The organism is Pseudomonas marginalis, assembly GCF_900105325.1.
In the GTDB taxonomy this organism is placed as follows: Bacteria; Pseudomonadota; Gammaproteobacteria; order Pseudomonadales; family Pseudomonadaceae; genus Aquipseudomonas; species Aquipseudomonas marginalis.
In genome coordinates this window covers 162335-184664 of record NZ_FNSU01000003.1, presented here as the reverse complement: position 1 = coordinate 184664, position 22330 = coordinate 162335, and the positions used below count along the sequence as shown (strand labels likewise).

18 protein-coding genes are annotated in these 22330 nt (G+C 61.6%); 12 read left to right on the top strand and 6 right to left on the bottom strand.

Annotated elements, in window-relative coordinates:
* Positions 1 to 5: 5 nt before the first annotated feature.
* On the bottom strand, positions 6 to 911 hold the full coding sequence (locus BLW22_RS10280) for a class II glutamine amidotransferase (RefSeq protein WP_065925860.1): 906 nt from the start codon (positions 909 to 911) through the stop codon (positions 6 to 8).
* Positions 912 to 933: 22 nt separating this feature from the next.
* Positions 934 to 2268 carry a type III glutamate--ammonia ligase gene (gene glnT / locus BLW22_RS10275; protein WP_074846035.1) on the bottom strand — a complete coding sequence of 445 codons (1335 nt, stop codon included), beginning with the start codon at positions 2266 to 2268 and terminating at the stop codon, positions 934 to 936.
* A 282-nt stretch (positions 2269 to 2550) separates the two neighbouring features.
* Here glnT and BLW22_RS10270 point away from each other — a divergent pair, with 282 nt between their 5' ends.
* The 7 genes from BLW22_RS10270 (at position 2551) to BLW22_RS10230 (ending at position 11175) form a co-directional block, all read left to right on the top strand.
* Positions 2551 to 3150, top strand: a complete 600-nt coding sequence (locus BLW22_RS10270) for a helix-turn-helix domain-containing protein (protein ID WP_041161149.1) — start codon at positions 2551 to 2553, stop codon at positions 3148 to 3150.
* 1256 nt (positions 3151 to 4406) lie between these two features.
* A complete protein-coding gene (gene purU / locus BLW22_RS10255) occupies positions 4407 to 5273 on the top strand; it encodes a formyltetrahydrofolate deformylase (protein ID WP_065925509.1) in 867 nt (288 codons plus the stop codon).
* Complete coding sequence (gene folD, locus BLW22_RS10250) at positions 5270 to 6175, top strand: bifunctional methylenetetrahydrofolate dehydrogenase/methenyltetrahydrofolate cyclohydrolase FolD (RefSeq protein WP_065925510.1); 906 nt, start codon at positions 5270 to 5272, stop codon at positions 6173 to 6175. Before purU ends, folD begins: the two co-directional genes overlap by 4 nt.
* Positions 6157 to 7398, top strand: a complete 1242-nt coding sequence (locus tag BLW22_RS10245) for an FAD-dependent oxidoreductase (RefSeq protein ID WP_074846033.1) — start codon at positions 6157 to 6159, stop codon at positions 7396 to 7398. The genes folD and BLW22_RS10245 overlap by 19 nt, the downstream gene beginning before the upstream one ends.
* Positions 7399 to 7411: 13 nt before the next feature.
* Positions 7412 to 7711: a sarcosine oxidase subunit delta gene (locus BLW22_RS10240; protein WP_065925512.1), complete on the top strand. Its 300-nt coding sequence runs from the start codon at positions 7412 to 7414 to the stop codon at positions 7709 to 7711.
* Entirely contained in the window at positions 7708 to 10605 is a 2898-nt protein-coding gene (locus BLW22_RS10235; protein ID WP_065925513.1) for a 2Fe-2S iron-sulfur cluster-binding protein, read from the top strand. The genes BLW22_RS10240 and BLW22_RS10235 overlap by 4 nt, the downstream gene beginning before the upstream one ends.
* A gap of 3 nt (positions 10606 to 10608) precedes the next feature.
* Positions 10609 to 11175 carry a sarcosine oxidase subunit gamma gene (locus tag BLW22_RS10230; protein ID WP_074846031.1) on the top strand — a complete coding sequence of 189 codons (567 nt, stop codon included), beginning with the start codon at positions 10609 to 10611 and terminating at the stop codon, positions 11173 to 11175.
* Here BLW22_RS10230 and BLW22_RS10225 read toward each other — a convergent pair.
* Entirely contained in the window at positions 11163 to 12569 is a 1407-nt protein-coding gene (locus tag BLW22_RS10225) for a purine-cytosine permease family protein (protein ID WP_074846029.1), read from the bottom strand. The genes BLW22_RS10230 and BLW22_RS10225 overlap by 13 nt on opposite strands.
* A gap of 321 nt (positions 12570 to 12890) precedes the next feature.
* Between BLW22_RS10225 and BLW22_RS10220 the strand changes: the two genes are divergently transcribed.
* Positions 12891 to 13376, top strand: coding sequence for a flavin reductase family protein (locus BLW22_RS10220; RefSeq protein ID WP_065925516.1), 486 nt, complete (start codon positions 12891 to 12893; stop codon positions 13374 to 13376).
* A 56-nt stretch (positions 13377 to 13432) separates the two neighbouring features.
* On the top strand, positions 13433 to 14476 hold the full coding sequence (locus BLW22_RS10215; RefSeq protein ID WP_065925517.1) for an LLM class flavin-dependent oxidoreductase: 1044 nt from the start codon (positions 13433 to 13435) through the stop codon (positions 14474 to 14476).
* Positions 14477 to 14526: 50 nt separating this feature from the next.
* Here the strand turns inward: BLW22_RS10215 and BLW22_RS10210 are convergent, their stop codons facing one another.
* Complete coding sequence (locus BLW22_RS10210; protein WP_074846027.1) at positions 14527 to 15828, bottom strand: Nramp family divalent metal transporter; 1302 nt, start codon at positions 15826 to 15828, stop codon at positions 14527 to 14529.
* Positions 15829 to 16072: 244 nt separating this feature from the next.
* On the opposite strand from BLW22_RS10210, the gene BLW22_RS10205 reads away from it, so the two are divergent.
* A complete protein-coding gene (locus BLW22_RS10205; protein WP_074846024.1) occupies positions 16073 to 18481 on the top strand; it encodes a glucose/quinate/shikimate family membrane-bound PQQ-dependent dehydrogenase in 2409 nt (802 codons plus the stop codon).
* Positions 18482 to 18904: 423 nt separating this feature from the next.
* Complete coding sequence (locus BLW22_RS10200) at positions 18905 to 19213, top strand: DUF6124 family protein (RefSeq protein ID WP_065926263.1); 309 nt, start codon at positions 18905 to 18907, stop codon at positions 19211 to 19213.
* Positions 19214 to 19488: 275 nt separating this feature from the next.
* Here the strand turns inward: BLW22_RS10200 and BLW22_RS10195 are convergent, their stop codons facing one another.
* A complete protein-coding gene (locus BLW22_RS10195; RefSeq protein WP_159440242.1) occupies positions 19489 to 20160 on the bottom strand; it encodes a lysophospholipid acyltransferase family protein in 672 nt (223 codons plus the stop codon).
* A 246-nt stretch (positions 20161 to 20406) separates the two neighbouring features.
* On the opposite strand from BLW22_RS10195, the gene BLW22_RS10190 reads away from it, so the two are divergent.
* Positions 20407 to 21117 carry an autoinducer binding domain-containing protein gene (locus BLW22_RS10190; protein ID WP_074846021.1) on the top strand — a complete coding sequence of 237 codons (711 nt, stop codon included), beginning with the start codon at positions 20407 to 20409 and terminating at the stop codon, positions 21115 to 21117.
* Here BLW22_RS10190 and BLW22_RS10185 read toward each other — a convergent pair.
* Positions 21114 to 22283 (bottom strand): XylR family transcriptional regulator, encoded by a 1170-nt coding sequence (locus tag BLW22_RS10185; protein ID WP_074846018.1) that lies wholly within the window; start codon positions 22281 to 22283, stop codon positions 21114 to 21116. The genes BLW22_RS10190 and BLW22_RS10185 overlap by 4 nt on opposite strands.
* Positions 22284 to 22330: the final 47 nt, after the last annotated feature.

The following is a 22330-nucleotide window of genomic DNA, read 5'->3' as shown; positions in this document are numbered from 1 at the left end:
GCTCCTTAAGCTGACGGGCGTTCCCAGATGTACAACGTGGCCGGTGCCGGCTCCCAGATCCGCGCGTTCTCGATGCCCGGCAGGCTCGACAGCGCCTGGTATTCGGAGGCCATGGCGACGTAGTCGTCGGTCTCGGCCAAGATCGCCGGCTTGCACGCAATCGGGTCGCGGATCACCGCAAAGCCGTTGCGCGTGCCGATGGCGAAGGTGAAGAAGCCGTCGAGGTCTTCCAGGGAATGGTCCAGCGCCTCTTTGAGCGAGTCGCCCTGTTGCAGGCGCCAGGTCAGGTAGCCGGCGGCGACTTCGGTGTCGTTGTCGGTTTCGAAGTGGATACCTTCGCGCTTGAGTTCCTGGCGCAGGCGGAAGTGGTTGGACAGCGAGCCGTTGTGCACCAGGCACAGGTCGGCGCCGGTGGAAAACGGGTGACTGCCCTCCATGGTCACCGCGCTTTCCGTGGCCATGCGGGTGTGGCCGATGATGTGGCTGCCCTGCATGTTTGCCAGGCCGAAACGCTGGGAAATTTCCTGGGGCAGGCCCATGCCCTTGAGGATCTCGATGCTCTGCCCGGCGCTCATGATGCGCACGCTCGGCGCCAGTTCGGCCAGGGCCAGGCGCACCGGGGTTTCGTCGGCGTGGATCTTCAATACGGCGGCGCTGGCATTCTGGAACCAGTCCAGGGAACAGCCGAGGCGCCCTTCCAGCTCGCCCATCAAGCCTTTCCAATCGAAGGCTTCGGTGGTGGCTTGCAGGGTCAGCTTGACCCAGCCATCGGCGACTTCATCGCCGTAGATGGCGAAACCGGCGCTGTCCGGGCCACGGTCGGTCATGGCTTGCAGCATGGGTTCAAACAGCTGGCCGAGCTGGGGTTCCAGCTGCGGATTCTTCAGGTACAGGCCTACGATTCCACACATAACAAGTCTCCGTCACACGGTGTCAGAAAAATTCGGTATAGCGCTGGATTTCCCAGTCGCTCACATGGCGGCTGTACTCCACCCACTCCATGCGCTTGAGCTTGATGAACTCGCCCACGATCTGCGGGCCGAGCATTTCGGCGAACAGCGCGTCGGCTTCCAGCGCGTCGCAGGCTTCCTTGAGGGATTGCGGCAGGGTCTTGATGCCGCGCTCGGCGATCTGCTCGAGGCTCAGGCTGTAGAGGTTTTCGTTGCAGACGTGGTCGATTTCCAGCTGGCGATCGATACCGTCCAGGCCTGCGGCGATGATCGCGGCGCTGACCAGGTAGGGGTTGCAGCCGGCATCCGGCAGGCGGAACTCCAGGCGGCCATACGGCACGCGGACCATGGCCGAGCGGTTGTTGGCGCCAAACGCAATAAAGGCCGGGGCCCAGGTGGCACCGGACAACGAGTTGCCGACCACCAGGCGCTTGTAGGAGTTGACCGTGGGCGCGGCGAACGCACACAGCGCCGGGCCATGGGCGAGCAATCCGGCGGCGAAGTGATAGGCGAGTTTCGACAGGCCCATGCCGCTCGGGTCGCTGGCGTCATGGAACAGGTTTTTGTTATCAAAGCTGCTGATCGACAGGTGAAAGTGCATGCCGTTGCCGGCGCGTTTCGGGTCGGGCTTGGGCATGAAGGAGCAGATCATGCCCAGGTCATTGGCGATCTCGCCGGCGGCCATGCGGAAGAAGGTGAAACGGTCGGCGGAGGTCAAGGCGTCGCTGTAGGTGTAATTGATCTCGAACTGGCCGTTGGCGTCCTCGTGGTCGATTTGATAGACCTCGAAATCCACCGCCTGCAAGGCTTCGGTCAGGCGCTCGAGGAACACCCGCGAACGCGACAGGCCCTTGTAGTCGTAGCAAGGCTTGTCGAGGTTGTCGCTGGGGTCCACCAGTTGCAGCTTGCCCTGCTCGTCGCGGCGCATCAGGTTGAACTCGGGCTCCAGGCCGGTGTTCAGCGTCCAGCCCTTGTCCTGCAGGCGCTGCACTTGTTGCTGCAGCACGTAGCGGCTGTCGTAGGGATGAGGCTTGCCGTCGACATGCCCGACGCACACCACGCGCCCATAACCTGGCTGCCAGGGGACCGGGGTCAAGGTCGACAGATCGCCGCGCGCCATGAAGTCCGGGCCATGGGGTTCCATGCCCATGCCGCTGATGGCAAACCCGGCAAACCCCGCGCCCTCCTCGGCCACCGCCTTGAGCCCGCAGATGGGCACCGACTTGGTCTTGGCCGCACCGTGTATATCCACAAACTGCGCAAGCACGTATTTGATCCCGTGCTTATCGATGATGCGCTGGGTTTCTGCTGGCAACATTGCGTGTCACTCCTCGCGAAAGGCAAAACCGTGTGGGTGGGCCTAGGCTGTCTTTTTATTCCTAAAAAGAAAGTTAGTTTCCCTACAGGAATGCAATACCCTTGCCATAATCGCGATCGACACATCGAAGTGGGTGGAGCTGCGCTTTTGTGCTGTATATATGGGAAAATTCTTTTCCCCGCAGGAATACGCACAGCGGGGTGGCCTTCAAGCGCCAGACCTTGCACTTTCCCAGTGCGAAAATAATATTACTGAACGGAAACCGTGCAGGAGCCGATGATCATGTCCACCGAAACCGCCCCGCGCCTCAAGCTCGAGCAATACCTGGGGCTGCAGATCAAACGCCAGCGCCAGGCCCAGGACCTGAAGCTGTCCGACGTGGCGAAGATTGCCGATATCAGCCAGGGCATGTTGAGCAAGATCGAGAACGCCCAGGTCTCCACCAGCCTCGATACCTTGAGCCGCCTGTGCGATGTGCTCGGGCTGCCGCTGTCGAAATTATTCAGCGAATACGACCAGCAGGATGGCAGCGCCTTGCTGGTCAAGGCCGACCAGGGCATGGAAGTGGTGCGCCGGGGGACCGAGAAAGGGCATACCTATCACCTGCTCAACCACACGCGCGGACCGAAGAAGAGCTTCGAGGCGTACATGGTCAGCATGGATGACGCCAGTGAGGAGTTTCCGACCTTTGCCCATCCAGGGACGGAGTTTCTGCATTTGCTGGAGGGGGAGTTGATTTACCGGCATGGCAACCAGCTGTATCGGATGGAGGCCGGGGACAGCTTGACGTTTGAGGGCGAGATTCCCCATGGGCCGGAGGAGTTGGTGCGGGTGCCGATTCGGTTGTTGTCGATCATGAATTATGGGGGGGATAAGGAGTGATCGTGGGCATATCCGTTGTTCAGGTCACGGCCGGCTAAGATCAAACATCGGAGCAAGGTCTACCGGATGTATGCAGATCAACCTGTGGGAGGGGCGGTGCGACGGTTCGACTTGCCCCCGATTGCAGTGGGTCAGCCACAGATGCATCAACTGACACGCCCTCATCGGGGCATGGGTATCTACACAACTTTCAGGCTGAAAAATCTCTTTGGGGTGAGGGAGCTTGGTTCCGTGGCGGCCTTTGGGCCGACCGCTTTTTGGGGTTTGGGTGAGTACATATCCGTTGCTGCGGTAACGGCGGCTATTGGTTCCGCCCTTACGGCGGGTCACTTTGGAAAAGCCCCAAAGTAACCAAAGGGCTCTTGCCCCACCACTCGGTACCTCGCCTAGGCTCGGTATGCCCGAACGCAGGCTTGAATCCGTGGGCCGCCGTCATGGGCCATCCCTGGCCCAGGACGGCTAACCCGGCGTCCTGCCGGGTTACCCACGGATTCAAGCCTGCGTTCGGCCAGCGTGGTTAACGGGGCGCCTGAGATCAAGATCAAAAGCCAGAGCCAGAGCCAGAGCCAGAGCAGATCAAAAGATTGCTGACTTCGTCAGCGATTAAGGAAGTAGAAGCCACACCGCGTACGCTTCAATAATCAGGTCGGCTTTAAGGCCGCCTCGCTTTTGTTTTTGATTTGGCATCGCCCCGTCAAACACGCTGGCCGAACGCAGGCTTTGGAGCGTGGGTAACCCGGCAGGACGCCGGGTTAGCCGCGCTGGGCCATGGATGGCCCATCGCGGCGGCCCACGCTCCAAAGCCGGAGTGAGGGCATGCCGAGCCTAGGCGAGGCACCGAGTGTTGGGGCGAAGGCCTTTTGCTTACTTTTGGGCCTTTCCAAAAGTGAGCCGCCGTAAGGGCGGAACCCTAAGCCGCCGTTACCGCAGCAACGGATATGTACCCGGTCCAATCCAAAAAAATAGTCGGCCCAGAGGCCGCCATCGGGGGCAAGCCCCCCTCCCCCATTTCTAACCGCGTCCACCCGCGAGTGTGGGGCGAAGTCCTATAGTGACTGGTGGCGCCCAGCCCAAAAATTTCCCCTCAGTTAAAAAACTTTCCCAAAAACCCTGGACGCCCTGCCCCCATTCCCCTATAAAGCCACTTCAGGAATATTTTATTCCCCACAAGAAAACGCGCTCAAGGAATGAGCCTGCTGTCCTCAGACATTTTTTCGCTATGCGATGAGCTGCCGCCATCATCCCGAGGACGTGTCATGCAACACGAAAAAAACCATTTCATCATCAAGGTGACGTGCCCCGCCGTGTCCGGCATCGTCGCTGCCGTCACCACTTACCTGGCGGACAAGGCGTGCTACATCGGGGAAATGGCGCAGTTCGATGATGACTTCAGCGGCCGCTTTTTCATGCGTGCCGTGTTCCGTTTCAACGATGGCCACACAGGCGACCTGCAAGAGATCAGAGACGGTTTCGCCGATGTCGCCCAGGCCTTCGACATGCAGTGGGAGCTGCACGACACCCGCGAGCCGATGCGCGTGATGCTGATGGTGAGCAAGTTCGACCACTGCCTCACCGACCTGCTCTACCGCTACCACAAGGGCGAGATGGACATGACCATCACCGCCATCGTCTCCAACCACCTCGACCTGCGGCCGATGGCCGAGCGCGAGGGCATTCGCTTTATCTACCTGCCGGTGTCCAGGGACAACAAGGCCGCGCAGGAAACCGAGCTGATGAAGATCGTCGACGACACCCGCACCGAGCTGGTGGTGTTGGCGCGCTACATGCAGATCCTCTCCGACGACCTGTGCCGGCAACTGTCGGGGCGGGCGATCAATATCCACCATTCGTTCCTGCCCGGGTTCAAGGGTGCCAAGCCCTATCACCAGGCGTATCAACGCGGTGTGAAGTTGATCGGTGCCACCGCGCACTATGTGACCAGCGACCTGGATGAGGGCCCGATCATCGAGCAGGAAGTGCAGCGCGTCGACCACGTGTACAAGCCCGACGACCTGGTCGCCATCGGCCGCGACACCGAAACCGTGGCCCTGTCCAAGGCGGTCAAGTACCACCTGGAGCACCGGGTCTTCCTCAATCAGGACAGAACGGTGGTGTTCCGGTGAGCGCGCATAAACTGATCGACGGCAAAGCCGCCGCGGCGCGCGTGCTGCTGCAAGTGCGCGAGGACGTGGCGCGGCTGCATGGGCAGGCTATTCAACCGGCGCTGGCGGTGATCCTGGTGGGCAGCGACCCGGCCAGCCAGGTCTATGTGCGCAACAAGATCCTGCGCGCCGAAGAGGTGGGCATCCGCTCCGTGGAGCATCGCCTGCCCGGCGATACCAGCACCGAACACTTGTTGATCCTGATCGGCCAATTGAATGCCGACCCTGCGATCCACGGCGTCCTCCTGCAATTACCGTTGCCGGCGCAGATGGACGAACTGCGCGCCCTGGAGGCCATCGCGCCGGACAAGGACGTCGATGGGTTTCACAGCCAGAACGTCGGCGGCCTCAGCCAGGGCCGCGCAGTGCTCACGCCATGCACCCCGAGCGGTTGCCTGTATCTGTTGGAGCAAACCTGCGGCGACCTGCGTGGCAAACACGCGGTGGTAATCGGCCGTTCGAACATCGTCGGTAAGCCCATGGCCGCGCTGCTGCTCAAGGCGGATTGCTCGGTGACCGTGCTGCATTCGCGCAGCCACGACGCCCAGGCCCTGTGTCGCCAGGCCGATATCGTGATCGCCGCCGTGGGCCGCGCCCGCTTGATTGACGCGAGCTGGTTGAAGCCCGGCGCGGTGGTGATCGATGTCGGCATCAACCGCATCGACGACGACGGCCGCAGCCGCCTGGTGGGTGATGTCGACTTCGACAGCGCCCTGCCCCATGTCGCCGCCATCACCCCGGTGCCCGGCGGTGTCGGGCCGATGACCATTGCCTTCCTGATGAAAAACACCGTGGCCGCCGCCCTGGCGCAACACCACGCCCTACGCAGCCAATCGGAGGCCGTATGCCATTCAATCTATTGAAATACGGGCTGAGTTCGGAGTACCCGGTGGAGGTGGACCTGCCACCGCCCAAGGCACTCAAGTCGAGTTACGACGTGGTGATCATCGGCGCCGGTGGCCATGGCCTGGCGACGGCCTACTACCTGGCCAAGTACCACGGCATCACCAATATAGCGGTGCTGGAAAAGGCCTACCTGGGCGGCGGCAATACCGCGCGCAATACGGCGGTGATCCGCTCCAACTACCTCACCAGCGAAGGCGTTCGTTTCTATGCCGAGTCGGTGAAGATGTTCCAGTCGCTGTCCAACGAATTCGATTTCAACATCATGTACTCCGAGCGCGGCCAACTGACCCTGGCCCACACCGACGCCACCGTGCGTTCGTTCCGCCAGCGCGCCGAGGTCAACAAGCACTTCGGCGGGCGTACCGAGATGATCGACCGCCAGCAGATCCGCGAGCTGGTGCCCAGCCTCAACCTCGACCCCGGCCACTTGCCGGTGATCGCCGGGCTCTGGCATATCGACGGCGCGACCGCGCGTCACGATGCCGTGGCCTGGGGCTACGCCAAGCAGGCGGCCAAGCGCGGCGTGGAAATCCATCAGCTCACCGAAGTCCAGGACCTGATCATCGAAAACGGCGCCATCACCGCGGTGAAAACCAATCGCGGCACCATCCGGTGCGGCTGCGCGGTGCAGGCGATTGCCGGGCACAGCTCGCTGCTGATGGCCAAGGCCGGTATCCGTTCGCCGATCCAGACCTTCCCGTTGCAGGCCATGGTCACCCAGCCGTTCAAGCCGTTCCTCGACCCGTTGGTGAGTTCCTCGGCCCTGCACTGCTACGTGCAGCAAACCAGCCGTGGCGAAGTGGTGTTCGGTGGCGGTTCCGACCCGTACCCGCTGTTCAACACGCGCTCGACCCTGGACCTCAAGGAAAGCCTGTTGGCCCATGCCATCGAGATGTTTCCGTTCCTGGCCAACGCCAAGTTGATGCGCCAGTGGGCCGGGATCACCGACATGACCCCCGACTACAGCCCGATCATGGGCCTGTCGCCGCTGAAGAATTACTACCTCGACGCCGGCTGGGGCACCTGGGGCTTCAAGGCCACGCCGATCTGCGGCAAGACCATGGCCGAGCTGGTCGCCAGCGGCGGCAAGGTGCCGGACTTGATCAAGCCCTTCGGCCTCGAACGTTTCTCGACCTTCCAGCAAGTCAACGAAATGGGCGCCACAGCGGCCAGCCACTGACGGAGAGCAGACGATGAAAATCATGATTTGCCCGCTCAACGGGCCGCGCAATATCAGCGAGTTCACCTACGGCGGTGAATTCAAACCGATGCCCGACCCGCTGACCTGCAGCGATGCCGAATGGGCCGACTACGTGTTCAACACCGACAACCTCGCCGGTGTGGTGCGCGAATGGTGGATGCACACGCCGTCCAGTTACTGGTTCCTCGCCGAACGCCACACGGTCACCGACGAGATCCTGCGCACCTTCGATCCGCGCGAAGTGTTCACTACCCGCGTCGACTTCACCACCGCCAAGGAGATCGCCGGATGAACCGCCTCCCCGCCCCCATGGGCCTGCTGATCCAGCGTGACCAGCCACTCGATTTCAGTTTCGACGGCCTGCCCTACCAAGGTTTGCAGGGCGACAGCATCGCCAGCGCGCTGCTCGCCAACGGGCGCTTCCTGATGTCGCGTTCGTTCAAGTACCACCGCCCACGCGGCCCATTGACCATGGCCGGCCATGACGCCAACAGCCTGGTGCAACTGCCCCGCGAACCCAACGTATTGGCCGATGCCCACGCGCTGTCCGCCGGCCTGGCGGTGACGGCGCAGAACGTCAACGGCTCGCTGGATAACGACAAGGACGCCTACCTGGGCAAGTTCTCCAGGTTCATGCCAGTGGGTTTCTACTACCGTTCGTTCTACAAGCCCAAGGGCATGTGGAAAGTCTGGGAGCCGATCATCCGCAAAAAGGCCGGCCTGGGCGTGCTCGACCTGACGTTCCAACCCGAGTACTACGACAAGGCCTACCTGTTCACCGACCTCGCCGTGATCGGCGCCGGCCCCGCTGGCTTGCAGGCCGCGCTGACCGCCGCGAATGCCGGCGCCAAGGTGCTGCTGATCGAGCAGCAGCCGATCCTCGGCGGGTCGCTGACCTACGCGCGCTTCGATATTGCCGGCACCCGTGCCGACACCCTGCGCCGCGAGTTGCTCGGCGCGGTGCAGCAACACGCGAATATCCAGGTGCTCACCGACGCCACCTGCAATGCCTGGTTCACCGACAACTACCTGCCGGTGATCCAGGGCAAGCGCCTGTACAAAGTGCGCGCGCAACAGTGCCTGGTGTGCAGCGGTTCGTTCGACCAACCGGTGGTCTTCCGCAACAACGACCTGCCGGGGGTGATGCTCACCAGCGCCGCGCAACGCCTGATGAAGCTCTACGCGGTCAAGCCCGGCAAGCGCGCAGTGGTACTCACCGGCAACGATGACGGCTACCTCGCCGCCCTCGACCTGCATGACCAGGGCGTGGACGTGGCCGCCGTGATCGACCTGCGTCACGCCCCGGCGGACAAAGCCCTGCCGGGTGCCCTGGCCCAGCGCAAGATCCCGTGCCTGAGCAACAGCACCGTGTTCGAGGCCCTGCATGAAAAAGGCCTGCGCCATGTGAAAGGCGTCGATGTGCGCCAGATCACCGGCCAGGGCCAGGTCAGCGCCAGCGGGCAAGTGATCGACTGCGACCTGCTGTGCATGTCGGCCGGTTATATGCCGGTCTATCAGCTGCTGTGCCAGGCCGGTGGCAAGCTGGCCTATGACGACTCGCGAGCGGAGTTCAGCCTCAGTGGCCTGCCGCGCAACCTGGGCGTGGCCGGTTCCGTACACGGTCGGCATCAACTGGACAATGTGCTGGCGGATGGGTCCAACGCCGCCGCCGACAGCCTGTGCGCCCTCGGTTTGAACAGCCCGAGCCCGCCTGCAGCGCTGCGCAGCGAAGCCCAGGTCAACTTCCACTGGCCGATCTTCCCGCACCCCAAGGGCAAGGATTTCGTCGACTTCGACGAAGACCTGCAAGTGGCGGATATCGTCAACGCCACCCGCATCGGCTACCGCGATGTGCAGTTGGTCAAGCGTTACTCCACGGTCGGCATGGGTCCGTCCCAGGGACGTCACTCGGCGCTGCCGACCGCACGGCTGGTGGCCTGGGCGACCCAGCGCACGATCAGCGAAACCGGGGTCACCACCGCACGGCCGCCGTTCGTGGCGGAGAAACTCGCCCATGTCGCCGGACGCGCCTTCGACCCCTACCGCCAAACGCCGATGCACGCGCGCCATGTGCAAGCCGGGGCGAAGATGATGCCCGCCGGTATCTGGCAGCGCCCGGCCTATTACGGCAAGCCCCAGGACCGCGAAGCGTGCATGCAGGCCGAAGCGCTGCATGTGCGTAACAAGGTCGGTCTGATCGATGTGTCCACACTCGGTGGCCTGGACGTGCGCGGCCCGGACGCCGCCGAATTGCTCAACCGCATGTACACCTTCGCGTTCCTCAAGCAGCCGGTGGGCCGCTCGCGTTATGCGCTGATGACCAACGAACACGGCGTGGTGATCGACGACGGCGTGTGCGCGCGGCTGGCCGACAAGCATTTCTACGTCACCGCCACCACCAGCGGCGTCGACCGCATCTACCAGCAGATGCTCAAGTGGAACGCACAGTGGCGCCTGGACGTGGACGTGACCAACGTCACGGCAGCGATCTGTGCGGTGAACGTGGCCGGGCCGGATTCGCGCAAGGTGCTGGAGCAGGTGTGCAACGACCTCGACCTCAGTGCCGAAGGCTTCCCCTACCTGGGCGTGCGCCAGGGCACGGTGGCCGGGATCAAGGCGCGCTTGCTGCGGGTCGGGTTTGTCGGCGAGCTGGGCTATGAAATCCACGTACCGGCACGCCACGGCCTGGCGTTGTGGGACGCGTTGATGACGGCCGGCAAGGCCTTTGACATTCGCCCCTTCGGCGTCGAAACCCAACGCCTGCTGCGCCTGGAAAAAGGCCACGTGATCATCAGCCAGGACACCGACGGCATGACTCACCCGGCAGAAATCGACATGGGCTGGGCGGTCAGCCGCAACAAGCCGTTCTTCGTCGGCCGCCGCTCGGTGGACATCCTCGAAGCCCAGCCGCTGAAACGCAAACTGGTGGGCTTCAGCCTGCCCAAGGGCAGCGTGCAACCGCTGGAAGGCCACCTGGTACTCAACGGCGCGGACATCAGCGGCAACGTCACCTCCTGCGAATACTCCACCAGCCTGGGCCGCATCATCGGCCTGGCCTACGCCGGGATCGACCAGAGCACACCGGGGCAGCGCATTCCGATTCGCGTCGAGGGCGGCATCGTCGTCCAGGCCGAGGTGGTGCAACTGCCGTTCTTCGACCCCACCAACCAACGCCAGGAGGGTTAAGCCATGACCAGTCTGAAAGCCCACGAAGTGTTCACGCCGCCCTGCCAGTTGCAGGACCAGACCGACCTGCCCCGGGTCGGCTTTCGCGGCGCACAAAGCACCGAGTACCTTACCGCGCGCGGCTTCACGTTGCCGGGCGCGCCCAACCAAGCCAGCGCGCAAGCGGACGGCAGTTGGGTGGCGCGCCTGTCGCAGAACGAATACCTGGTGCTGGGCAGCCCGCAGGATCAGGGGCAACGGATTGCCGATGAAGAAGCGCGTTGGGAACTGGACCACCGTGCCAATTACCTGCTGCCGCGCCAGGACAGCCATGCCTGTGTGCGACTCAGCGGGGGCCTGATTGCGCAGGTGATGGCCAAGCTGTGCGGGGTCGATCTCAATTTCCCGGCCTTCAAGCCGGGAGCGGTGGCGCAGACGTCGGTGGCGCGGGTCAATGCGATTGTCATCCACACAGGGAGTGTGGAGCTGCCGGCGTTTCATATCCTCTGGGATCGCGCCTCGAAGGAATACTTCGAGGGCGCGTTGCGGGATGCGTTGGAGGAGTTCGGCGGAGTGGCTCAGTCGGTGTAGCCCAACCGCGCCGCCCTGACCTTCCGGGTGTGTTGACGTGTCGCCAGGCAGTAATACAACGGGCACGTCACCACCAGTCCCACCAGCCACGACAGGTCCGCGCCTTCCACCAGGTTGGCCCACGGCCCCACATACAGCGACGTATTGGCAAACGGCAGTTGCACGATGATGCCGATGAAGTACGCCACGATCGCATGCAGGTTGAAACGCCCATACACCCCGCCATCGGCCCGGAAGATCGAGGCAATGTCATAGACCCCGCGCTTGATGATGTAGAAGTCGATCAGGTTGATCGACGCCCACGGCACCAGCACCAGCAACAGCGCGAGGATCAGGCCGATAAATTGCGAGATGAAGTCCGCCGAGGCACCCAACGCCACCACGCAGCAACCGGCCAGGACCACGCCCGACAGCAGCACGCGCACCTTGATGCTCGGGGTCCACTGGCTGGCGAAGGTCTGCACCGAGGTGATGATCGACAGCACCGCGCCGTACAGATTCAGGGCGTTGTGGCTGATGATATTGAGCAGGAACAGCACCATCAGGATCGGCCCCAGCCAGCCGGTGGCTTGCTTGACCGCGACCATGGCTTCGGTGCCTTCGGGCGTGGCCAGTGCAGCTACCAGGCCAAAGGCGAAGGACAGGATGGTGCCAAGGGTGGCGCCCAAGTAGGTCGCAATGAACGGCCGGGTGATGCCGATATCCGCCGGCAGGTAGCGCGAGTAGTCGCTGGTGTAGGGCGAAAAGCTGATCTGCCAGATCACCCCCAGCGACACGGTGGCCAACCAGCCAGCGGCGTTGAAGCCGCCACGGGTCAGGAAATCTGCCGGCAAGTCATGGGCGAAGATGTAGATAAAACCGGCCAGCAACGCGCTGCCCATCACCCAGGTGCCGATGCGGTTGAGGGTATGGATAAAGCGGTAGCCGATCACGCCGATGGCGGTGGCGCTGAGGGCGCCGATCAGGATGCTCGCCGGCACCGGCACCGACGGCACGATGCCAACGATGGACTTGCCGGCCAGGACGATATTGGAGATGAAAAATCCGATGTAGATCAGCGCGGCAAAGAACACGATCAGCAGCGCGCCGTAACGGCCGAACTGGCCACGGCTCTGCACCATCTGCGGGATGCCCATGCGCGGGCCCTGGGCCGATGCGAGGGCAATCACGATGCCGCCGAGCAAATGCCCGAGGGCAATCGCCAGCAGGCCGCACGCCAGATTGAGATGGAACACCTGGGCCACCATGGCACCGGTGACGATCGGCAGTGGTGCGATGTTGGTGCTGAACCATAAGGTGAACAGGTCGCGGGCCTTTCCATGGCGCTCTGCGAGGGGGACGTAATCGACCGTGTGATGCTCGATCAGGGGGTCTTGCCGGGACATCTGGGGCATGGAAATGAACTCGCGTTTGTCTGATCTTATAGTTGTTTGACGCCAAACCGGGGGAGCTCTCTGGCCGCCCCTCAGATGAACACCATATTATGGTATTCCAACATTTTCACAAGACTGATCCGCTGGTTTTACCTGCAACTGATCCGGTTCCTTGTCGTATTGATTCCTTGATTTTTAAACCTAACACCCCGTATTCATTGAATATTTCGCCACAAAAGACGTTTATCAGGGATTTAAAAAAGCGCTTGCAAGCTTTGTATTACGGTATACCATCATACCTACAACCCGATAAAAACCGTTTCACCGCCAGAGGACCGTCACATGATCGATGCCACCATCTACAAACAAGTGATGGGTTCGTTTCCTTCCGGGGTCACCGTGATTACCACGCTCGATGACGACGGGCAGATCGTCGGCCTCACCGCCAGCGCGTTCAGCTCGCTGTCCATGGACCCGGCCCTGGTGCTGTTCTGCCCCAATTACAGCTCCGACTCCTATCCCATTCTGATCAAGAACAGGCACTTTGCCATCCACGTCTTGTCGGGCGGACAGCAAAATGAAGCCTACGCCTTCGCGCGCAAGGGCAAAGACAAGGCCCAAGGCATCGAATGGACGCTCAGCGCACTGGGCAACCCGATCCTGGCGAATGCCACTGCAGTGATCGAGTGTGAGCTGTGGCGCGAATATGAAGGCGGCGACCACGCGATTATGGTCGGCTCGGTAAAGAACCTGATCGTGCCAGAGCAGGCCAATGGTCCACTGGTGTATTGCCACGGCAAAATGGGTACCCTGCCCGTGCCTGCCTGACCCTCCCTGCAAACCCGGTATTTGCGGAAAATAACAACAGATTAGAGGTAAGCGTCATGAAGTTTTCCCTGTTCGTACACATGGAGCGTTGGGACGAAAGTGTCAGCCACCGCCAGTTGTTCGAAGACTTGACCGAACTGACCCTGATGGCCGAGGCCGGCGGTTTCAGCACCGTATGGATTGGCGAACACCACGCCATGGAATACACCATCTCGCCGAGCCCGATGCCGCTGCTGGCTTACCTCGCGGCCAAGACCACCACCATTCACCTGGGCGCCGGGACCATCATCGCGCCGTTCTGGCACCCGCTGCGGGTGGCGGGCGAATGCGCCTTGCTCGACGTGATCAGCAACGGACGCATGGAAGTCGGCCTGGCCCGTGGTGCTTACCAGGTCGAATTCGACCGCATGGCCGGCGGCATGCCCGCTTCCAGCGGCGGCCAGGCGCTGCGTGAGATGGTGCCGGTGGTGCGTGCGTTGTGGAAAGGCGACTACGCCCACGACGGCGACATCTGGAAATTCCCCACCTCCACCAGCGTGCCCAAGCCGATCCAGCAGCCCAACCCGCCGATGTGGATCGCCGCCCGCGACCCGGACTCGCACAACTTCGCAGTCGCCAACGGCTGCAACGTGATGGTCACGCCGCTGATGAAGGGCGACGAAGAAGTCCTCGACCTGAAAAACAAATTCCAGGCCGCCCTCGACAACAATCCCGGCGTACCGCGCCCGCAACTGATGGTGCTGCGCCACACCCACGTGCATGCCGCCGATGATCCGGACGGCTGGAAAGTCGGGGCCAAGGCGATCTCGAAGTTCTATCGCACCTTCGATGCCTGGTTCGGCAATAAAGAGGTGCCGGTGAATGGCTTCCTGGCACCGAGCCCGGAAGAAAAATTCGCTGCCCGCCCAGAGTTCGAGCTGGAAAGCCTGCACAGGACCGCAATGATCGGCACCGCCGAAGAAATCATCCCGCGCATCCGCTACTACCAGGAACTGGGCGTGGATGAGTTCAGCTTCTGGTGCGACAACAGCCTGCCCCATGCCGAGAAGAAGAAGTCGTTGGCGCTGTTTATCGAACAGGTGGTGCCGGCGTTTCGTTGATCGCTTGCAGGCGTCGCGCCAAACAGCTGCGACGCCTGCCCGCCCGGTCATCAACTGAACAGTTCGACACCCAATTGGAACGCGACCCACAGCGCCAGCCCCGTGGCGAAGAGCAGCGCAATGTTCTCGAACAGGTTATTGCGGTATTCCTTGCTCAGCAGCGACTTCTGGTTGGACATAATCAGCAAGCCGAGGGAAATTACCGGCAGGCCAATGATGTTCAACGCGCTGACGCCGATGGTCAGCGTGACAAAGTCCGGCATGCCCGGCAGCGACCAGATCAGCGGGGTCACCAGGATGAACAACATGAACCACTTGTGCATCGGGTCATGGTGGAACTCTTTGCCGTAACGCTCCCGGCGTCCAGGCCGTACGTGCTGGAAGGCATCGGTGATCAGCATCGGAAACGCCGTGGTTTTGCCGGAGATGCTGGCAAACAGCGTAGCGAATACACCGATAAAGAAAATGTACCAGCCGATCGGGCCGAAGAAGATTTCGAGCGCCTTGCCCAGGTCGCCCAAGGTCTTCACTTCAATACCGTTGGGCCGCAGGATCTCGGCGCCCACAATCCAGATCGCCAGATTGATCACAATGCCGACGAACACGGCGAATAGCAGGTCGTTACGCTGGATGCGCTTGTGCTGTGGGCCGACCCAGCCTTTCTGGCGCATGACATAAGGGTGCACGAAGTTGGCAATCGAGCCCGCCACCGCGCCGATCACCGAGACAGCCACCAGCAACGCCCCGTGTACGCCCTCATCCGGCGGAATGCTGAAACCAATAGTCCCTTTGACAATGCCCGCCATATCCGGCCCGGACATCACCGCCAAGGCAATGAACGCCAGGGTCATGATTGCCAACAGGCCTTTCATCACGCCTTCGATCATCGAATAGATATTGCGCCCCACCAGCAGCCACACCGCCAGCACCACCGCCACCGAACACAGCAGCGCATAGTCGGTCTTGAACAGCATGGCCAGGGCTTCACCCGCCCCCTTGATCATGTAGGCATTCATCAAATGCCCCATCAGCAGCGCGTACACCAGCAGGAACCAGGCGAAGAACGGGTTCAACTGGGCATAACCCTGAAGGATCGTCATGCCTTGGTTATTGCACAGTTGAAAGCGCGCAATGATGTTGACGATCAGGTACCTGAGCAGCAGAGAAACCGCCAGCACCCACATCATGGCGTAGCCGTAATTCGCGCCGGCAACGGAGGAAGTAATCAAATCGCCTGCCCCCAGCCAAGACAGGACGGCGATCACGCCTGGGCCTAATAACTTGAGTAGTCGTACAACATGGCCGCTTACGGGTGCGGCAGACTTGCCTTCTATCGAAGGGAAATCGGTCATAGGGGAGTCTCCGTTGTTGTTTTTGTGAGAGCGGAGATAGTCGAACACAATTGATACGACGTCGTATAACCAATCAGGGCGGGTATGTATTAATAAATGTTTCCTGGCGGGCGCCCCCCCCTTGAATGCTGATTGACCGGACAGAAAGAGGATTGGATCGCTGTGCACGCGGCAAAATGTACTATCTGGTTACTTATATTGCTAAAATCGCGTCTTTGCCCTCTCTCACTCGAGTCCTTTCGACATGAAACGAGCATCGCGCGCCACTGGCGTCTCTAGATTCCTACTCCTGGGCCTGGGCGTAATCATCGCCCTGCTCGGCCTCGCGCTGGCCGTTGGCGGCGCCAAACTGGTGAGCCTCGGCGGTTCCTGGTACTTCCTGATCGGCGGCGTGGCCATGGCGGTTTCCGGCCTGTTGATTGCCCGGCGCAACACCGCCGGTGCATGGTTGTTCGCCGCGTTCCTGATCGGCACGGCCATCTGGGCGGTGGCGGATGTGGGCCTGGTGTTCTGGCCGCTGTTCTCGCGGCTGTTCATGTTTGCGGCCATCGGCCTGGTGGTGGCGCTGGTGTATCCGCTGCTGGCCGGCCGGCCCGCGCGCGGTGCCTATGGCGTTGCCGCCGTGTTGGCGGTGGGCGTGGCGGTGGCGGCGGGCAATATGTTTGTCGCCCATCCCAGCGTCGCGCCGACCGGTGCGGGCCCAGGCATCACGCCCGTGGCCGCGGCCGACGCGCAGAAAGACTGGGCCCACTACGGCAACACCGAAGGGGGCAGCCGCTTCGCCGCGCTGGACCAGATCAACCGCGACACTGTCGACAAGCTCAAGGTGGCCTGGACCTATCACACCGGTGACGTGGCCCTCAGCGACGGCAACGGTGCCGAAGACCAGCTGACGCCCCTGCAGATCGGCAACAAAGTGTTTATCTGCACGCCCCACAACAACCTGATCGCCCTCGACGCCGACACCGGCAAAGAGCTGTGGAAGAACGAAGTCAACGCCAAGTCGGCGGTGTGGCAGCGTTGCCGGGGCATGGCGTATTTCGACGCCACCGCGCCGATTGCCCAGCCGACCCAGCCCAACAGCTCGCCGATCATCGCCGCCAGCGTTCCCGCCGGTGCGCAGTGCCAGCGTCGCTTGCTGACCAACACCATCGATGCACGGCTGATCGCCGTGGATGCCGACACCGGCAAATTCTGCGAAGACTTCGGCACCCATGGCCAGGTGGACCTGAAAGCCGGCCTGGGCAATGTGCCGGACAGCTACTACCAGCTGTCGTCCGCACCGTTGATCGCCGGCACCACCGTGGTGGTCGGTGGTCGCGTCGCGGATAACGTCCAAACCGACATGCCCGGCGGTGTGATCCGTGGCTTCGATGTGATCAGCGGGCAAATGCGCTGGGCCTTCGACCCGGGCAACCCGGAAGACAAACAGGCCCCGACCGGCGACAAGACCTACGTGCGCAGTACACCGAACAGCTGGGCGCCGATGTCCTACGACCCGTTGATGAACACGGTCTTCCTGCCGATGGGCAGCTCGTCCACCGACATCTACGGTGTGGAACGCACTCAGCTCAACCACAAATACGGCGCTTCGGTATTGGCGCTGGATGCCTCTACCGGTGCTGAAAAGTGGGTGTACCAGACCGTCCACAATGACCTGTGGGACTTCGACCTGCCGATGCAACCGAGCCTGATCGACTTCACCCCACCGGGCAGTGACAAGGCGGTACCCGCAGTGGTAATCGGCACCAAGGCCGGGCAGATCTATGTACTCGACCGCGCCACCGGACAGCCGCTGACCGAGGTCAAGGAAGTCCCGGTCAAAGCCGCGAACATCCCCAACGAACCCTACTCGCCGACCCAGCCCAAGTCTGTGGGCATGCCGCAGATCGGCGCGCAGACCCTGAGCGAGTCGGACATGTGGGGCGCCACCCCGTACGACCAGTTGCTGTGCCGCATCGACTTCAAGGGCATGCGCTACGACGGCCTGTACACCGCGCCGGGCACGGATAAATCCCTGAGCTTCCCGGGGTCCCTGGGCGGCATGAACTGGGGCAGCATTTCCACCGACCCGGTGCATGGCTTTATCTTCGTCAACGACATGCGCCTGGGCCTGTGGATCCAGATGCTGCCGTCGCAGAACAAGGCCCAGTCCTCGTCCGGTGGCGAAGCGCTGAACACCGGCATGGGCGCGGTCCCGCTCAAGGGCACGCCGTATGCGGTGAACAAAAACCGCTTCCTGTCGGTGGCCGGCATTCCGTGCCAGGCGCCGCCGTTCGGCACCCTCACCGCCATCGATATGAAGACCCAGAAAGTCGCGTGGCAAGTGCCGGTGGGCACCGTTGAAGACACCGGCCCCCTGGGCATCCGCATGCACCTGCCGATCAGGATCGGCCTGCCGACCCTCGGCGGCACGCTGTCGACCCAGGGCGGCCTGATCTTTATCGCCGGCACCCAGGACTTCTACCTGCGCGCCTTCAACAGCGGCAACGGCGATGAAATCTGGAAGGCCCGCCTGCCCGTCGGCAGCCAGGGCGGCCCGATGACCTACGTGTCGCCGAAAACCGGCAAGCAGTACATCGTCGTCACCGCCGGCGGTGCGCGCCAGTCCACCGACCGTGGCGACTATGTGATCGCCTACGCCCTGCCATAACCTCTCTGTCCGCGCGGTGCCCCTGCACCGCGCTCCGGCATCAGCAACTAGCCCCCTCCCACATCGCCTGCATTTCAATAGGTGAGCGGCATCGTTAGTGGCATTTGGTCATGGTTTGTAAAGGGCCAGCAAGTCGGCTCGCTTTTAATTGCAGGACGTTTCCTAGACAATCCCTGCCGCCTTGTGCCTGTTGGAATCGCTGGCTAGTCTGCGGTCCGTCACTGCCAAATCAGTGATCGGGTTTAGTCGCCTGACCTTCCAACGCGTGCATGGTCCTCCATGAGTTTTATGGTGGCTGTGCGCAGGGCACCTTCGGGTGCGCCGGTATTTTCGCGTTGGAGCCGGTCGACTAACCTGCGTACAGCCGCCACCCTCGTTTAGTCGCGAAGGGTGTCGGCCTCTCATCCAACGCGAAGGTACACCATGAATAAAGTTATCCCCGATCCATCCCACGACCCCGCCAAAGACCGCGCCGCTTTCAACCGCGCCATCGACCACTACCTACCCACCCAAGGCCTCCACTCGGTCAACGAAGACCTGAGCTTCGAAGACGCCCTGCTTTACACCGCCAGCTTGCTCGACAGCGCTTCCGCCACGGCGCTGGATTGCGGTGACCTGCTACCAAACCCCGAACGGGCGAAGATTCTGGCCGTGTGGCATTTGCTGGAAATTGCAAAGACCACCGTGGATCGCTCCATCGACTGCCTGAAACCCGCAAAAGCAACTGCCTGAACGCGTTAAAAATGTGGGAGGGGCGGTGCGACGATTCGACTTGCCCCCCTCCCACATGGTGAGCGCTGCAAGTTTCGGCTACTGCGCACAGGTGACGCGAAGCGTCACGGGCTGCATTCCCACGCAGGAGCGTGGGAATGATCTTTGATCATCGAGCCGGGGACATTTCCGGGGGATAACATCGACAGTGCGCTGGTGCCGGGATTGCAGGTCAAGGCGATGTTCTGACTCGCCCGTGCGCAAATCGGCGGATGGTCCCCCCCGGTTTGCGACGGCTAACCCAGTGGAATCGACTTGGCGATAATCTCTCGGGCGTGATTGGCCAGCTGTTTGGCACTCATCGCAACCACCTCCTCGGCCTCAATGGGCGGGTGGGCGATGATGCTGACGTCGGTGCTGCGCAAGGCGTTGTAGGCGATATGGTTGACCGCCGGGCTGATCGTGACGGGAATGATCCCAACCCCGATATCCTTGGCAATCCGAAACGCCCCACTCTTGAAAGGCTGCATCTCCCCGCCATGGTTTCGAGTGCCCTCGGGAAAGATCCACAGCGAAGTATTCTCTGCGACAACCCGCTTGGCGATCTTGCGCAAACTGCCGATGGATGCCCGTGGGCTGTTCCTGTCAATGAACAGACTACCGGTCAGCCAATACAACTGCCCCACCAGTGGCAGCCACTTGAGCGACTGTTTACCGACGATTACCGTGCCGGGGTTGAGCGCATGCGCCACGATCAACACGTCATAGTTGCAGTGGTGGTTGGCCACATAGATGTAAGGCCGGGTGGTGGGAACGCTGTCAAAGCCACGAACATCGACACGCACCCGGAAGATTTTATTGATCACCGAATAGGCCCGGCAGGCCACGTACAGATTTCTATTCTTTGAGGTGTTGATCAACATGTAGAGGCACAAGAACGGAAAGCTCAACACGATCCACAGCAACACCAACAGCCCTCGGGCCAACGCAATCATAAATTACCCGCTTTACCTGAATCTCTGAGCTTGGTTAACGGGGCTTCTCGAACCTCGTCAGCATTATCCATGCAAGTACAACAAACCTGCGGCGTTTTGAGTAGCTGCCCGAATGGGCAGGTCGATCGCGTTCAACCGCGCGCCCTCCGTCACGCGCACAAGCGGTATAATCGGCGCGCTCCCGTCTGTAACGGGTGCCGACCATGGAAGGGACGATCGGTGAAAGAATGGCGAGAAACCTTGATAGAAGCCGTATCCGGCTGCATGACCGAACATGAACTATTCAATAAAATTCATACGATAACGTCCAACCTGGGCTTCGAGTTCTGTTCTTACGGACTGAAAATCCCGTTGGCCACATCGCAATATGTGCTGATTTCGAACTACCCAGGCGCTTGGGAAAAGAAGTATGTCAGCGAAAATTACTTCTCCCAAGACCCCACCGTTGCCCACGGCCTGACCCGCTCCATCCCGCTGCACTGGTCCGCCGCACAACAGCAACAACAGCACCAGGCCTTCTGGGAGGAGGCGCGCCATTACCAGCTCAACCATGGCTGGTGCCTGTCTTCGCAACGCGGCCCTGACGCGATTGGTTTACTCTCGGTATCGCGCTCCAGTGAATGCATTTCAGCGACTGAACTTGAGCACATCGAGAACAAGTTGACCTGGTTGACGCAGTTGGCGCACGAATCGATGACACGCTTCTTCTCCGACAAATGCCTGCCAGAAATTCACCGCCCCCTGACCGCACGGGAAAAAGAGACCTTGAGGTGGACGGCCATCGGCAAAACCTATATCGAGATCAGCCTGATCCTCAACATCGACACAGGAACCGTGAAGTTTCATCTGGCCAATGCCATGCGCAAACTCCAGGCCCACAACAAAACCCAAGCTGCCGTCAAAGCCTCCTTGCTGGGATTACTCTTTTAGCCCTGCTGGTACTCCCGCGGCGTACAACCAAACTCGCGACGAAACACCGTATGCAGGTACTGCGCCGACTTGAAGCCGCACTTGGCGGCAATATCGGCAATCGCCAGTTCGTGGCTTTCCAGGCCCTTGGCGGCGGCGGCGAGTTTGAAACGCAGGATCTCGTCATGCACGCTGCAGCCGCGCACCTTGCGAAAGTGCGCTTCCAGGGAGGAGCGCGACACGCCGACATAGGCCGCCACCTGCGCGGTCTTGATGCCCTGGCAGGCGTACTGGCGGATAAACAGCAGCGCCTGCATCACGTACGGATTACCCAAGGGTTGATGCAAGCTGGAGGCCTGCACATTGATCGCTTCCGGCGGCACCAGGACCTGCGTGCCCACGCACGGTTTGCCGTGCAGCATCTGGTGCAGCAAGGCGGCGGCCGTGCGCCCCATGGTTTCCGTGCCCTGGATCACCGAACTCAGCGGCACGCGCGTGAGGGTGCGGGTCAGGGGGTCGTTGTCGATACCGATCAATGCGACTTGCTCCGGCACGGCGATGCCGGCGGTGAGGCAGGCTTGCAGCAGTTGTCGGGCGCGGGCGTCGGTGACGGCGATGATGCCGATGGGCTTGGGCAGACTGTGCAGCCAGGCAATCTGCTGTTCCACCGCGCTGTCCCACAACGGCGCGCTGGTGCCCAGGCCGCGATACACCTCGACGTGCAGACCATCGCGTTGCAGCAGGCGGCGAAAGGCTTTTTCACGCTCCTGGGCCCATCGATTGACCTGGGCCTCGGGCAGGCTGAAACAGGCAAATCGGGTCAGCCCGGCCTCGATCAGGTGCTCGTACGCCAGCTTCATCAACGCATGGTTGTCGGTGGCCACGTAGGGAATGCCCTTGGGATAAGCGCGCGCGTCTTCATACGAGCCACCCACCGCCACCACCGGCAACGTGCTGTCGGCCAACGCTTCGCCGATCAGCGGGTCGTCGAAGTCGGCAATGATGCCGTCGCCCTGCCAGCGCTCGATGCCGCGCAGGCGACAGAGGAAATCCTCCTCGAGGAACAAATCCCAGGACGCACGGGTGCTGCTCAGGTAATTGCCGATGCCGGCGATGATGCCGCGGTCGTAGATTTTGCTGCCGTTGAACAACAGGGCAATACGGTGGACGGGCGGTAGGGTTTTCATTGTTTTTGTCCTCGGGCCTGTGGCAACAGACTAGCCCTCGCCGGTCA

What these genes read in the sequence shown, in the direction of transcription:
- BLW22_RS10280 (WP_065925860.1), bottom strand. Translation starts at nt 911, where the DNA reads ATGTGTGGAATCGTAGGCCTGTACCTGAAGAATCCGCAGCTGGAACCC.
- glnT (WP_074846035.1), bottom strand. Translation starts at nt 2,268, where the DNA reads ATGTTGCCAGCAGAAACCCAGCGCATCATCGATAAGCACGGGATCAAA.
- BLW22_RS10270 (WP_041161149.1), top strand. Translation starts at nt 2,551, where the DNA reads ATGTCCACCGAAACCGCCCCGCGCCTCAAGCTCGAGCAATACCTGGGG.
- purU (WP_065925509.1), top strand. Translation starts at nt 4,407, where the DNA reads ATGCAACACGAAAAAAACCATTTCATCATCAAGGTGACGTGCCCCGCC.
- BLW22_RS10245 (WP_074846033.1), top strand. Translation starts at nt 6,157, where the DNA reads ATGCCATTCAATCTATTGAAATACGGGCTGAGTTCGGAGTACCCGGTG.
- BLW22_RS10240 (WP_065925512.1), top strand. Translation starts at nt 7,412, where the DNA reads ATGAAAATCATGATTTGCCCGCTCAACGGGCCGCGCAATATCAGCGAG.
- BLW22_RS10235 (WP_065925513.1), top strand. Translation starts at nt 7,708, where the DNA reads ATGAACCGCCTCCCCGCCCCCATGGGCCTGCTGATCCAGCGTGACCAG.
- BLW22_RS10230 (WP_074846031.1), top strand. Translation starts at nt 10,609, where the DNA reads ATGACCAGTCTGAAAGCCCACGAAGTGTTCACGCCGCCCTGCCAGTTG.
- BLW22_RS10225 (WP_074846029.1), bottom strand. Translation starts at nt 12,569, where the DNA reads ATGCCCCAGATGTCCCGGCAAGACCCCCTGATCGAGCATCACACGGTC.
- BLW22_RS10220 (WP_065925516.1), top strand. Translation starts at nt 12,891, where the DNA reads ATGATCGATGCCACCATCTACAAACAAGTGATGGGTTCGTTTCCTTCC.
- BLW22_RS10215 (WP_065925517.1), top strand. Translation starts at nt 13,433, where the DNA reads ATGAAGTTTTCCCTGTTCGTACACATGGAGCGTTGGGACGAAAGTGTC.
- BLW22_RS10210 (WP_074846027.1), bottom strand. Translation starts at nt 15,828, where the DNA reads ATGACCGATTTCCCTTCGATAGAAGGCAAGTCTGCCGCACCCGTAAGC.
- BLW22_RS10205 (WP_074846024.1), top strand. Translation starts at nt 16,073, where the DNA reads ATGAAACGAGCATCGCGCGCCACTGGCGTCTCTAGATTCCTACTCCTG.
- BLW22_RS10200 (WP_065926263.1), top strand. Translation starts at nt 18,905, where the DNA reads ATGAATAAAGTTATCCCCGATCCATCCCACGACCCCGCCAAAGACCGC.
- BLW22_RS10185 (WP_074846018.1), bottom strand. Translation starts at nt 22,283, where the DNA reads ATGAAAACCCTACCGCCCGTCCACCGTATTGCCCTGTTGTTCAACGGC.